The sequence below is a fragment of the Nocardia sp. NPDC004568 genome (assembly GCF_040609955.1).
In the GTDB taxonomy this organism is placed as follows: domain Bacteria; phylum Actinomycetota; class Actinomycetes; order Mycobacteriales; family Mycobacteriaceae; genus Nocardia.
The window spans coordinates 1-13,066 of sequence record NZ_JBEXLL010000119.1; the positions used below are offsets into that span (position 1 = coordinate 1).

Consider the following 13,066-nt stretch of genomic DNA (forward strand, 5'->3'; position numbering starts at 1 on the left):
GTTTCGGCCTCGAGACTCGCGCCTTCGGCGCATGCGCTTCGAGGCCGAAACGGCGAGACGGGCCTCAACCCTTGGAGGTGTCTCGTAAGACTCGACGCATGTGGTTGCGTCGACATTCGATATCCGGATCACATATCGGGGCATCCGCACTGCCGACCTCGTATGTTGATACGCCCGCGGAATTCCGCATCCCTCCCGGCGCCGAGTTCAGCGAGGCCCCCAAAGGTTCGGGGCTCGTCCCGCTCTCGGCCGGAGGCGCTCGATGGCCGCACTCTATGGACGGCCCACCGCGCATTGCACGCGCCGCAGGCGCGAGTCTCGGCGGCTGAACGGCGGGACCTTCGTGGGCCTCGACCCCGCGACGCCGGAGGCGCCGCCGATGAACACGGTCACCAGATCTTGACCCGCTCCTCGGGTGCCAGGTAGAGGGCGTCGTCCGGCGTGAGCTCGAACGCCTCGTGGAAAGCATCGATATTGCGGACCACCGCGTTGCAGCGGAATTCCGCGGGCGAATGCGGGTCCACCGCGAGCCGGCGGATCGCTTCCTCCGGCCGCGCCTTGGTCCGCCAGACCTGCGCCCAGCCGAAGAACACCCGCTGCAGCCCGGTCAGGCCGTCGATCACCGGCGCTTCCTGGCCGTTCAGGGAGATCCGGTACGCCTCCAGCGCGATGGACAGACCGCCCAGGTCGCCGATGTTCTCGCCGATCGTGAACTCGCCGTTCACGGTGTGCTCGTCGGAGAGATCGGCGGGGGAGAGCACGTCGTACTGGTCGATCAGTGCCCGCGTGCGCTTACCGAACTCGGCACGGTCGGTATCGGTCCACCAGTCGACCATATTGCCGTCGCCGTCGTACTTGGCGCCCTGATCGTCGAAACCGTGCCCGATCTCGTGCCCGATCACCGCCCCGATCCCGCCGTAGTTGGCGGCGTCGTCGGCGTTCATATCGAAGAACGGCGGCTGCAGGATGGCGGCCGGGAAGACGATCTCGTTCATTCCCGGGTTGTAGTAGGCATTCACTGTCTGCGGGGTCATGAACCACTCGTCCCGGTCCACCGGGCCGCCGAGCTTGTTCAGGTCCCGATCGTGGTCGACGGCGTAGCCACGGCGGTAGTTCCCGACCAGGTCGGCGGGCGCCACGGTGAACGCGGAATAGTCACGCCAGCGCTCGGGGTAGCCGATCTTGGGCGTGAACTTGTCCAGTTTCGCCAGCGCCGCCTGTCGCGTCGCCGGGCTCATCCACTCCAGCTCGGTGATATTGCGGCGGTAGGCCTCGCGCAGATTCTCCACCAACCGCACCATCGCCGCCTTGGCCTCGGGCGGGAAGTGCTCGGCCACATACAGTTTGCCCACGGCTTCGCCGAGCAGGTCCTGGACCAGCGACACTCCGCGCTTCCACCGCTCCCGGTTCTCCTGGGCGCCGGTCAGCGTACGGCCGTAGAAATCGAAACTCTCCTCCACCACCGCCTCGGTGAGGTAGGGCGCACGCGACCGCAGCACCCGCCACTGCGCCCACAGCCGCCATTCCTCGAGCGATTCGGAAGCCCACAGCTGCGCGAAGGTCCGGAGGAAGTCGGGTTGCCGGACCACCAGCTCGGTCAGCAGATCCGGCCCGCCGCCGGGGACACCCTCGGCGAGACCGTCGGCCCAGGCCGTCCAGTCTAACTCCGGATGCGCGGCCGCCAGGTCGGCGAAAGTGGTGAGGTTGTAGCTCAGTTCGGCGTCGCGGCGACGCACCACGTCCCAGTGCCCCGCCGCGAGTTTGCGCTCGAGCTCGAAGACGCGGGCGCCCACCGGCCCGCCGGGCAGCAGCTCCGCGATCCGCGGATCGGCCGCCGCCAGCGCGAACATCCGGTCGATATGGGCGATATAGCGCTCGCGCACCTCGGCGTACTCGTCGGAGCGGTAGTAGGACTCGTCGGGCAGTCCGATCCCGGACTGCGTCGCGTAGACGAGGTAGCGCTGGGAGTTCTTGTCGTCGGTGTCGACGTAGACGGCGACCGCGCCCGATACGCCGACCCGCTGCAACCGGCCCAGCAGTCCGGCGAACTCACCCCGGTCGGTGGTTCGGGCGAGCCCGGCCAGTTCCTCGACGATGGGGGTGAGACCCACGGACTCGACGGTGTCGGTGTCCATGAAGGAGGCGTAGAGGTCGGCGATCTTGCGAGCGTCGCTACCGGGCTCGCCCGCGGCATGGCGGATGATCTCCTGGACATCCAGCTCCGCCCGATCGAACAGGGTGCGGAAGGCGCCGTCGACCGCCCGGTCGGCCGGGATCTCGTACCCGGCCAGCCAGGCGCCGTTGACGTGCGTGAACAGGTCGTCCTGTACCCGGACAGCCGGGTCGAGATGGGTCAGATCGATACCGGAGGGGCTCGTCACGTCGGAAGTCACAGAACCCAGTATGCCGGTGCCGGGCCGGTCCGAGCGGAATACCGGACCGGCCCGCCCGTTCAGTTGGTGGGCTCCGGGGGAGCGATCGTCACCCCGTACTGGTCCTCGATACGCTGGTTGAACTCGTCTTCACATCGCGACACCGCGCTCTGATCGCCATTGGCGTTGCTGACGCAGTCGACGAAATCACGGCCGCCCGAATCCGACCAGATACCCCAGCCGACGATGCCGACGACTATCACCCCGGCGATGGCGAGCACGCCGAGGATCAGGCCGATCACGGCCATGATTCCGCCGCCGCCGGTGCCGCGATTCGCCTTGACCAGGGCGATCACACCGAGGATCACCGCGATGAGCCCGAAGAGGATGCCGCCGGCGATCGTCCAGAAGCTCAGTACGCCGAGGATGCCGAGGACCAGCGCGGCGATCGCCATTCCCTTGCGTTTCGGCGATTCCTGCCAGTATTCGGGTTGCCCGCCGGCGCCGGGATAGGGCTCCGGCGCGGGATGGCCCGGAGGCGGTGGATAGCCGCCGGGGGGCGGTGGATAGGACATACGTTCCTCCTCAGCTGAGCTGGTCGAGACCCGGCCGGTAGCGCTCGAGCGATCTCGGTCCGCATATCATTGTCGAGGGCCGATCACCGACGGATCGACCCATATCCGGACTTTTCGGACGTTACCCGGCGCCGAGCCGAGCATGCATCTCCCAGATCAGCACTTCCGCCGGTTCCCGCGCGATCAGCCGCTGGCCACCGGAAAAGGTCAGGCGCACCGCGTCACCCGCGTCCAGCAGGCCCACACCCTCCATCTCGACCGCGCCGCGGGCGACGAACACGTGGACGTACGGCGCCTCGGGCAGCTCCACCGAATCCCGCGCGTCCGGCGCCGGCTTCGCCACGTGCAGCGCCGAATGCGAGCTGTTGATGGCGATGGCGGTACGGTCGCGGTACCGCGGCAGCCCGGAGGCGACGGTCACCAGACCGCCCGCGGCCAGCTGATCGTCGATTTCGAGTTGTTGATAGCCCGGCTCGATCCCGGGCTCATCGGGTAACACCCACATCTGCACGAAATGCACCGGTTCGTCGTGCTCGGGACGATTGCCGTCCACCCGCCACGAATCGTTCTTCTCCGAATGCCGGATCCCGGTGCCGGCACTCATCCGCTGCGCGAGTCCCGGGTATATGACGCCGCTGTGGCCCAGCGAATCCTGATGCACCAGGGAACCCTCGAGCACCCATGTCACGATCTCCATATCGCGGTGCGGATGGGTGTCGAAGCCCTGGCCCGGAAGAACGATATCGTCGTTGTTCACCAGCAGCAGACCGTGATGGGTGTTCTCGGGGTCGTAGTGCTCGCCGAAGGAGAACGAATGCTTGGAATCGAGCCAGGAGATCCGGGTTTTCATGCGATCGCCCGCACGATGTACATCGATATGCGGCGTCGGCAGCGTGGACATCGCACGACTCCTTTCCGGCTCGGGCACAATTACCTTTCCCGTATGTAGTACCTCGGCGATACCACGACCTCGTCGATTGTCCGCTCTCGGCATTTTACGCGAGCGACCTCGGGATGAACGGCCGGTGAGCAACCGGGGCGGTGACAGCGGTGTGCCATACGTTTCACGAAAATGGATCCATACGGAACCGGGAGGTGAAGGATGCGACCCCAAGCACTCGCGCGGACCGAGCAACAGCTGCGTGCCGCCGCGCGGCGCGACGGCATCACCGACCTGGTCGTCGGCGTCGCGGTGTTCCGGGACGGGAAACTGCTGGTGGTGCGCCGGGTGCCGGGCGGCCGGCTCGGTGGGATGTACGAGCTGCCCGGTGGCGGGGTCGAATCCGGCGAATCGCTCACCGACGGGGTGGCGCGGGAACTGTTCGAGGAAACCGGCCTGGTGGCCCGCCGGATCACCGATTTCCTCGGCTGGTTCGACTACGCCACCCGCACCAAGGCCAAGGTGCGGAAATTCAGTTTTCTCGCCGAAGCCGAACCCGGTGAGATAACGCTGGACCCGGAGGAGCACGACGATTACGCCTGGATAGACGCCGACGCGTCGGGCACCCTGCCGATGGCACCCGATATGCGTGAGGCCGTCGACCTGCTGATCGCCGAACGAGTGCCCGGACCGGCCGGAATACCTCCGGGCCCGCCGGACGGGTAGCGTCGCGGCGGTGTCCAGCTCTGCGCCCGAACCCACCACCACGGACCGGGCACCGGAAGGCGGCGGGCGGCGGCACGATCTGTCGGCGCTACGCGCCGCGATCAGCGAGAGCCCCGGCGCGGTCCGGCTGACCCTGGTGCGCTTCACGAGCCAGTTCGGTGACGGCATGTTCCAGGCCGCGTTGTCCGGGGCAATCCTGCTCAATCCCGAACGCGAGACCGATCCGCTCGCCGTCGCGGCCGGTTTCGCGGTACTGCTGCTGCCCTATTCGCTGATCGGGCCGTACGCGGGCGCGCTGCTGGACCGCTGGGACAGGCGAATGGTCCTGCTGATCGCCAACCTGATGCGCGGCATACTGATCGCCGCGGTGGCGGTGGGCCTGCTCGCCGGCGCCAGGGCGAGCTTCCTACTGCTGCCGGCGCTGGCGGTGGTCGGGATCAGCCGGTTCACCGCGGCCGGCGTCTCGGCGGCGCTGCCTCGAGTGCTGTCCCAGCACCGGCTGGTGCCGGCCAACTCCGTGCTCGCGACGGTGGGCTCGGCGTGCGCGGCCGGGGGTGCGGCGGCCGCGGTGGCGGTGATCGGCGCGATCGGCGCCGGCGACACCGGTTCGGCGGTCGCCGTGGCACTGAGTGTGATCGGCTCCGTGGCCGGAGTGTTGCTCACGGCCGGATTCCGGCCCCGCACCCTCGGCCCGGAATCGGAGCCCGGCGACACCGCGGGCGCGGTGCGCGCGGTACTCGCGGGATTGCTGGTCGGTGCCCGCGCGGTCCGGCATTCGGTCGATGTGTCCACCGCGATGATCGGTATCGGGACCCACCGGATCGTATTCGGCGCAAACACGCTCGTCATGGTGCTGGTGCTGCGGGACTCGCCGTCCCGGGGCGTGACGGCGGACAGTGGGTTGATCGGCTTCGGAGTCGCGATCACCGCCACCGCTGCCGGGATGCTGCTGGCGGCACTGCTCACCCCGCTGCTCATCCCCCGCCTGGGCCGGCCGCGGACCATCCTGCTGGCTCTGTGCGGTGCGATCGCGGTACAGCTCGCGCTGGTGCTGCCCACCGCACTCACCCACTCGGGCGATAGCGTGCACCGCGCCCACCAACTCCTGCTCGCCGGGGCGTTCCTGCTGGGACTGGCGGGGCAGACTGTCAAACTCACCGGTGACGCCGCCATGCAGATCGATATCCCCGACGACCACCGCGGCCAGGTCTTCGCCCTCCAGGACACGGTGTTCAATATCGCGTTCGTCCTGGCGGTGGCCGGGACGGCACTGGTCGTCCCGGCCGACGGCAGGTCACCGGCCGTGGTCCTGGCGGGGGCGAGTTGCTACGGGGCGGGCATCGTGGCCCTGCTGCTCAACAATCGCAGGAGGATTCGGCCGCCGTCCGGCGCCGCCGGCTGAGAAGGAGCGCCGCCGGCTCCGCACGGGCGGTGCGCGACGACTCCACCATGTGAACAATGGAGGCAGAGCCGGAAGGAGGGCACGGCATGGGTCTGGACCTCAACAGTGACCTCGGTGAGGGTTTCGGGGCGTGGAGTATGGGGGAGGACGCCGCCATGCTCGATATTGTGACCAGCGCCAATATCGCCTGCGGTTTCCATGCCGGTGATCCGTCCATCATGCGGCGCACCTGTGCGACGGCAGTGGAGAAGGGGGTGCGGATCGGGGCGCATATCGGATACCGGGACCTGGCGGGCTTCGGGCGGCGAGCGATGGCCGTGGCACCCGCCGACCTCCGGGACGAGACGCTCTACCAGATCAGCGCACTGGACGGTTTCGCCCGGGCGGCGGGCGACCGGGTGCGGTATGTGAAGCCCCACGGCGCGCTGTACCACGCCGCCGCGGCCGATGCGACACTCGCCGACGCCGTGCTCGCGGGCCTGCGGGATCACGACCCCACCCTGGTCCTGCTCGGACCCGCCGGTACGCATCTCGAGAAATCCGCGTTGGCCGTGGGGACTCCGTTCGTGAGCGAGGGTTTCGCCGACCGGGCCTACACCGCCGCGGGCGGTCTCGCGGCGCGCGGCACTCCGGGTGCGGTGCTCGGGACCGAAGCGGCAGTCGCCCAGGCCGTGTCGCTGGCGGAGAACGGCACCGCCCGGGTACTGGGCGACGGCGGTACCGTGGCGGTTTCGCCGGACAGTATCTGCGTACACGGCGACACCCCGGCCGCGGTCCGGATGGCCCGGCGGATCCGTGCCGCACTCGAGGACGCCGGAATAGCGGTAGCGTCGTTCACCTGAACGACGGGACCGGGTGAGGTGATATGTCGCGAGCACCACGAAGTCGGGAAGCGGCGGTACGGTGTGCCGGCGACCGGGCCTTCCTGCTCACCCCCGACGATCCGGAACAGGTCGGCCGGCTGGCCTCGGAATTGGCCGGGCGTTCCGTCGCGGGAGTGGTGGACCTCCTGCCCGCCGCGGAAACCGTGCTGGTGACCGTGGATTCGGTGCGGTCCGCACCCCGGGTGCGTCAGGAGTTGGAGCGGGTCGTCGCCGCGGTGGGCACGGCGCACTCCGATGTTTCCCGTGGAACATTCACGCCCGCAACCGAACCTGTGCGGATTCCGGTGCGCTACGACGGCCCCGATCTCGAGTCGGTGGCCGAGAGGCTGGGCCTGCGCCCGGACCAGGTGATCGCGGCGCATACCGCGGCGACCTGGCACTGCGCATTCGTCGGCTTCGCGCCCGGCTTCGGATATCTCACCGCCGACGGCTGGCAGTACAGCGTCCCGCGACGGGATACCGCGCGCACCCGCATACCGGCGGGGTCGGTGGGGCTGGCCGGCGGCTGGTCGGCGGTGTATCCGCGGGAGACGCCGGGTGGCTGGCAGCTCATCGGCACCACCGCACTGACCATGTGGGATACCGATCGGGATCCGCCCGCCTTGGTCCATCCCGGCGCGCGGGTGCGATTCGTCGACGTGGACGCCGCCGCGTGATCGTGATCGAGCGGGTCGGTGCGGCGGCCACGGTCCAGGACCTGGGCCGCCCGGGGTGGTTCCATTCCGGCGTCGGCCCCTCGGGCGCCGCGGACCGTGGGGCGCTACGGCTGGCGAACCGCCTGGTGGGAAACCCGGAGGGATACGCCGGCATCGAGGTCCTGCTCGGCGGGCTGACCCTGCGCGCGAAAACCTCGCTGCTGGTGGCGGTCACCGGGGCGCCCGCCCCCGCGACCCTCGACGGGACCCCGGTGGGTCACGCGAGCGTGCTGCACCTGGCGCCCGGCCGGCGCCTGCGGCTGGGCACGACGCGCACGGGGCTACGCAGCTATATCGGGGTGCGCGGGGGAATCGACGTTCCCCCGGTCCTGGGTTCGCGAAGTTACGACACTCTCTCGGGTATCGGCCCGGCCCCGTTGTGCGAAGGCGAAACAATCCCCATCGGTCCACAACCCCGCGACTGGCCGAATATCGATCAGGTCCCACTACCCGGCCCGGGCACAACGCTGGAGATCCATGCCCTGCCCGGCCCTCGGGACGACTGGTTCACCGATCCGGCCGCCCTGTTCGCCGGCCACTGGTCGGTGAGCGCCGATACGGACCGGGTCGGGGCGCGCCTGGACCGGGCGGACGGGCCGGCGCTACAGCGGAAATCGTCCGGCGAACTGGCCACCGAGGGGATGGCACTCGGGTCGGTGCAGGTTCCGCCCAGCGGTCAACCGGTGGTCTTCCTCGCCGACCACCCGATCACCGGTGGTTACCCGGTGATCGCGGTGGTCACCGACGCCGATATCGACCGGGTGGCGCAGGCCCGGCCCGGCCAGCGGATCCGGTTCCGCCGTGCGGCGGGCACCGGCTGATCCCGCGTCGACCTCACGAAGCGGCCGGCTCGTCCGGCGGTGCCAGCCGGGCGTGCAGGAGATACACGTTGTACGAATCCCACGCCGACAGCGCGAAATACAGATCCCGCGAGGTCGACCACGGATGGAGGAAACCGCCGTAGGCCTTGGGGTAGTCGGCGGTCGATACCAGCTGCACCGGCTCGGTCCAGCTGCCCTGGGGCTCGGCGGCGGTCCGCAGGACGATCGCGCCACGCGCGGAATCCAGATAACTCATCTGCCAGAGTCCGGTCCGCGGATCGACCCGCACCGACAGCTCACTGGCGATACCGGCCACCAGCGGGGTCGCCTGGTTCTCCGCCGCCGGGGCCCAGGTACCGCCCACCCAGTACTGGTACGCCGATTTGTTCAGCACCTCGTCCTTCGGGACGCGCGCCAGCCCGATCACCCCGATCCGGCCGTTGGGCGTACCGAACATGTAGACGTAATCGCCGTCCGGCACCATGGCCGTCACCTGGAACCGGCCGAGCCCGAACAGGTTGTCCCAGCGGGCGTGCTGGTCCTTGACCCAGGTGCTGCCGCCGTCGTCGGAGTAGGCGATACCGCCGTAGTTCGTCCACCACATCCCCGGAATACGGCTCCAGCGGTTCACCGACATGAAGCTGAGGTATTGCCGCCCGCCGAGCGCGAACCCGGAGGTCGGGATGGTGGTGGTCTCCCAGTTCTTGATCTTGCGACTACCCAGCAGTTCGGCCGCGTGGCAACGGCTGTCCTGCACCATGGTCTCCAGCGACAGACCATCGGAGAGATCCCGGTCGGTGCTGTAGGCGAGCACATTGCTGCGCCAGTCGTCGTCCGGGCCGCCGACACCACCGGCCGACCAGCCTTTCCCGAACGTATCCCCGAACACCATGGCGATCCGGCCCGGTTCGGTCTCCCACATCAGCCCGAGATCGGTGCCGTCGACCTGCCAGCGCATATCGGTGCGGTTCGCCGAGCCGTGCCCGGTGACCTGCTCGACCAACCGGACCTCCTCGACCCGCGGTAGCGCCACCGGCGCCGCGGGCGGACCCGGTTCGGCCGGATGTAGGACCGGCGGCGGCGCCGGTTGCGCAGGCGCGCCCTCGCCGCCGGGCACCGGATAGGGGATCGGCTCGATCTCCGGCTTCACCCGGATCTCCGGTAGCCGCCACGGCGTTCCGGAACCGGACGACCCCGAACCGCTGCCGTTCGCCGAACCACCCCCCGGCGCGGCCGGGGGAGGCGCCGGGGCATCGGGCGCGGGCTGCACCGGTTTCGGTGTGTCGCGAATATCGGGACAGGGATTGTGGCAGGGGTCGGCGGGCAACGGATCCGGGGTGATCCGGGTGTTGTCCGGCGGCGGATCGGGTATCGGCACCGGTTGCAGCTGCGGTACCGGAACCGGGATATCGATCTGCGGCGGCACCTGCACCGGCGGCGGAGGCGGCAACGACGGATCGGGTTCCCGGGCCAGTGGATCGAAACCGGTTTCGCCACAATCGTTCACCGGCGGCGGCGCCCACGGATGCGGCGCGGCATGAGCGGGGACCGGCACCGCGACGTACCCCGCGAGCACCAGTCCGAGGAACGCGAGCCCGATACGACCGGGCCGCGGGCTCGGCATCACCTCGATCAAAACTTCTCGCAGTCTCCGGTCGAGTCCCATTGCCGGACCGAACCTACCGGAACCGGACAGTCTCCGGGCCGTTTGAACCACGCGGGTCGTGGCCGAGCATCCGGAAATTCCGCCCGGCTCCGACACGACAGGTGACCCGCGCGACTCCGCGTGGTCCGTACCCCACCGACCCAGTACTCTCGAAGGCGATCATGGCCGCCTACTCCGAGCCCCGACCGGCCTCCCTGTTCTCCGCAGTACGGGCCGTAGACCTGGGCAGAAGACTGTTCGAGCAGACCCGGCTGGAGCAGTGGATCGGCCTGACCACCGCCTGGATGGAACCGATGGCCGACCTCGGCGCCGGCACTGTCACCGCGCTGCTCCCGGACACGCTGCTCACCGTGCTCAGCGAAGGAATACTGAGCCGGTTCGGCGGACAGGAGATCAGCGCGACACTGCTCGGTCATCGATTGACCGGCACCCTGGACCTTCTGAAGGTGCGGCGGCGCGGCGCACATTTCCAGACCAAGGCCGTCCTGCGTGGACTGCGCTGGGACGAACGGCCCATCGACGAGGTCACCGTCGTCTCCCACGAAGTGCGACTGGTTCCGGGCGTGCCGACCCGCGTCCGCGCCGGCCGGGTCGATATCGAGGCCACGATCGGCCTGGTCACCGTGGTGGAATGGCTCGCCGACCGGCAGCGGGAATGGGAGCTCACGGTGACCGGAGAGGGTCTCGTCCGGGCGGTGCACCGCCGCAAGCGCATCACCGCCGACCTGGACGCCTCGGTCATCGAGGATGTGCTGCACCTGAAGGTCCGGCGCGCGACCTGGGCCGGGCTGCCGGTTCCCCGGCGCTGGCGCACGATGAACCCCATCCCGATGGGAGAGCTGCCCCGGGGCGCACGGGTCCGGTGGGCCGTCCGCGACGATGCCGTGGTGCGGTTCCGGATAGAACTCGCGCCGGTCAGCGGCTCGTTCGACCTGGCGCAGATCCGTTCCGCGATCGTGGCCGGCACCACGCTGATCGTTTTCTGACCGGGCGGCTCACTGCTGGGTCTGCCACCACTGTTCCAGCGCCGCCTCGGCTTCGTCCCGAGTGAGCGGTCCGCGATCCAGCCGCAACTCCTTCAGATAACGCCAGGCCCGCCCGACCTCGGGTCCCGGCGGCAGTCCCAGCAGCTCCATGATCGCGTTACCGTCCAGATCCGGCCGGACCCGGGCCAGATCCTCCTGCTCCTGCAGTCGCGCGATCCGCGCCTCCAGCTCGTCGTAGGTGGACCGCAGAGCCGCCGCCCGGCGCTTGTTCCGGGTGGTGCAGTCGGCGCGTACCAGTTTGTGCAGGCGGGGCAGCAACTCGCCGCCGTCGGTGACGTAGCGGCGGACCGCGGAATCGGTCCACTGCCCCTTGCCGTAACCGTGGAATCGCAGGTGCAGGAACACCAGCCGGGCGACGTCCTCGGTGAACTGCTTCGGATACTTCAGCGCGCGCAACCGCTTGCGCACCATCTTCGCGCCCACCACCTCGTGATGGTGAAAGCTCACCCCACCGCCGGGTTCGTTGCGTTTGGTGTCCGGCTTCCCGATATCGTGCAACAGCGCCGCCCAGCGCAGCACCAGGTCGGGATCGCCTTCCTCCTGGTCGATGGCCTGTTCCAGCACGGTCAGCGAATGCCAGTAGACATCCTTGTGCTGATGATGCTCGTCGATCTCCAGCTTCATCGCCGGGACTTCGGGCAGCACCCGCTGCGCCAGACCCGTCTCACACATCATGTCGATGCCGTCGATCGGATGGGCACCGCCGATCAGCTTGTCCAGTTCGGTCCGCACCCGCTCCGCGGTGATCCGGTCGATCTCCGCGGCCATCTCGGTGATCGCCGACCGCACCCGTGGATGCACGTCGAAACCGAGCTGCGATACGAAACGCGCCGCCCGCAGCATGCGCAACGGGTCGTCACCGAACGAGTCCGCGGGGGCGGCGGGAGTATCCAGCACCCCGGCCAGCAGCGCCGCCATCCCGTCCAGCGGATCCACGAATTCCAGCGCCCCGTCGGCCGCGACCCGGACGGCCATGGCATTGACCGTGAAATCCCGCCGGACCAGGTCGTCCTCCAGCGTGTCACCGAAATCGACCTGCGGGTTACGCGAAACCCGGTCATAGGTGTCGCTGCGGAATGTGGTGATCTCCAACTGCTGCCCGTTCTTGGCGGCACTCACCGTCCCGAACGCCAGGCCTCCGGTGTCCCACAGCTGATCGGCCCACCCACGCAATATCTCCAGCACCTGCTCCGGCCGCGCGTCGGTGGTGAAGTCCAGGTCCGTCCCGAGCCGCCCCAGCACCGCGTCGCGCACACTGCCCCCGACCAGGTACAGCTGGAAACCGCGCGCGGCGAACATCTCGCCGAGGGGCGTCAACACATCGGAGAGCCGGCCCAGCGTGATCGCGGCCGCCGCGAGCAAACGGGTACGGCGATCCTGCACAATGTCGTCGGACTCGGTCGAAACCACGACAGAACCTTACCGAGTAGGAACAAATGCGATTTTCCGGCCGGACGGTATGGCCGGGCGCTTATGGGTCCGGAGAATCGCCATCGGACGGCGGTGACTCGGTAACGCCGCCACCGAGGGAAGAGGCGCCGAAGGCGGGCCCGCGCCTCGCGCATGCGATGTGCGGTGGGCCGCCCATAGAGGGCGACCTTCGAGCACCTGCGGCCAACGGGCGAGACAGGCCTCGACCATTGAAGGTGTCTCGCAGCACTCGACACCTGCGGTTACGTCGGCATTCGACGGCGGGAACGGATGCCGACTCGACCTCGCGTCCGATCGCCTCCACCAACAGCAGCACCCTTTGGCGCCGAGTTCAGCGAGGCCCACGAAGGGTCGAGGCCCGTCCCGTCGTTCAGGCCTCGAAGTGCACGCGGGGTAGCCGCGAATCTCGAGGCCTGAACGACAGGACCTTCGGGGCCTCGACCCCGCGGCGCCGGCGGCGCCGCCAAAAAATACAGCTCTAGTATTGCGGAGTGTCTCCGGCCGATCGTGCGAACAGTATACGCCGCCCGCCGCGGCGCCGTGGGGCGGCCGGTGGTGCGGCGAAACC

General features: G+C 69.0%; 11 protein-coding genes. 6 read left to right on the forward strand and 5 right to left on the reverse strand.

The window, feature by feature from the left end:
- Positions 1 to 389: 389 nt before the first annotated feature.
- The 3 genes from ABZV91_RS30805 to ABZV91_RS30815 form a co-directional block, all read right to left on the reverse strand.
- A complete protein-coding gene (locus ABZV91_RS30805; protein ID WP_355249252.1) occupies positions 390 to 2,393 on the reverse strand; it encodes a M13 family metallopeptidase in 2,004 nt (667 codons plus the stop codon).
- Between the two features lie 59 nt (positions 2,394 to 2,452).
- Entirely contained in the window at positions 2,453 to 2,947 is a 495-nt protein-coding gene (locus ABZV91_RS30810) for a DUF4190 domain-containing protein (RefSeq protein ID WP_355249253.1), read from the reverse strand.
- Between the two features lie 121 nt (positions 2,948 to 3,068).
- Entirely contained in the window at positions 3,069 to 3,848 is a 780-nt protein-coding gene (locus ABZV91_RS30815) for a pirin family protein (protein ID WP_355249254.1), read from the reverse strand.
- 201 nt (positions 3,849 to 4,049) lie between these two features.
- On the opposite strand from ABZV91_RS30815, the gene ABZV91_RS30820 reads away from it, so the two are divergent.
- From ABZV91_RS30820 to ABZV91_RS30840, 5 genes are all read left to right on the forward strand, one after another.
- The gene (locus tag ABZV91_RS30820) at positions 4,050 to 4,553 is read left to right on the forward strand and encodes an NUDIX domain-containing protein (protein ID WP_355249255.1); all 504 of its coding nucleotides are present in this window, start codon (positions 4,050 to 4,052) and stop codon (positions 4,551 to 4,553) included.
- A gap of 79 nt (positions 4,554 to 4,632) precedes the next feature.
- Positions 4,633 to 5,955, forward strand: a complete 1,323-nt coding sequence (locus tag ABZV91_RS30825; protein WP_355249261.1) for an MFS transporter — start codon at positions 4,633 to 4,635, stop codon at positions 5,953 to 5,955.
- 86 nt (positions 5,956 to 6,041) lie between these two features.
- Complete coding sequence (locus ABZV91_RS30830; RefSeq protein ID WP_355249262.1) at positions 6,042 to 6,797, forward strand: 5-oxoprolinase subunit PxpA; 756 nt, start codon at positions 6,042 to 6,044, stop codon at positions 6,795 to 6,797.
- A 23-nt stretch (positions 6,798 to 6,820) separates the two neighbouring features.
- A complete protein-coding gene (locus ABZV91_RS30835) occupies positions 6,821 to 7,495 on the forward strand; it encodes an allophanate hydrolase subunit 1 (RefSeq protein ID WP_355249256.1) in 675 nt (224 codons plus the stop codon).
- Positions 7,492 to 8,355, forward strand: a complete 864-nt coding sequence (locus ABZV91_RS30840) for a biotin-dependent carboxyltransferase family protein (RefSeq protein WP_355249257.1) — start codon at positions 7,492 to 7,494, stop codon at positions 8,353 to 8,355. The genes ABZV91_RS30835 and ABZV91_RS30840 overlap by 4 nt, the downstream gene beginning before the upstream one ends.
- Before the next feature lie 13 nt (positions 8,356 to 8,368).
- Here the strand turns inward: ABZV91_RS30840 and ABZV91_RS30845 are convergent, their stop codons facing one another.
- Positions 8,369 to 9,979, reverse strand: a complete 1,611-nt coding sequence (locus ABZV91_RS30845; protein ID WP_355249258.1) for a DUF4185 domain-containing protein — start codon at positions 9,977 to 9,979, stop codon at positions 8,369 to 8,371.
- Between the two features lie 203 nt (positions 9,980 to 10,182).
- Here ABZV91_RS30845 and ABZV91_RS30850 point away from each other — a divergent pair, with 203 nt between their 5' ends.
- Positions 10,183 to 11,007 (forward strand): hypothetical protein, encoded by an 825-nt coding sequence (locus ABZV91_RS30850; RefSeq protein ID WP_355249259.1) that lies wholly within the window; start codon positions 10,183 to 10,185, stop codon positions 11,005 to 11,007.
- A 9-nt stretch (positions 11,008 to 11,016) separates the two neighbouring features.
- On the opposite strand, the gene ABZV91_RS30855 is transcribed toward ABZV91_RS30850, so the two are convergent.
- Positions 11,017 to 12,477 carry a CCA tRNA nucleotidyltransferase gene (locus ABZV91_RS30855; RefSeq protein WP_355249260.1) on the reverse strand — a complete coding sequence of 487 codons (1,461 nt, stop codon included), beginning with the start codon at positions 12,475 to 12,477 and terminating at the stop codon, positions 11,017 to 11,019.
- Positions 12,478 to 13,066 lie beyond the last annotated feature (589 nt).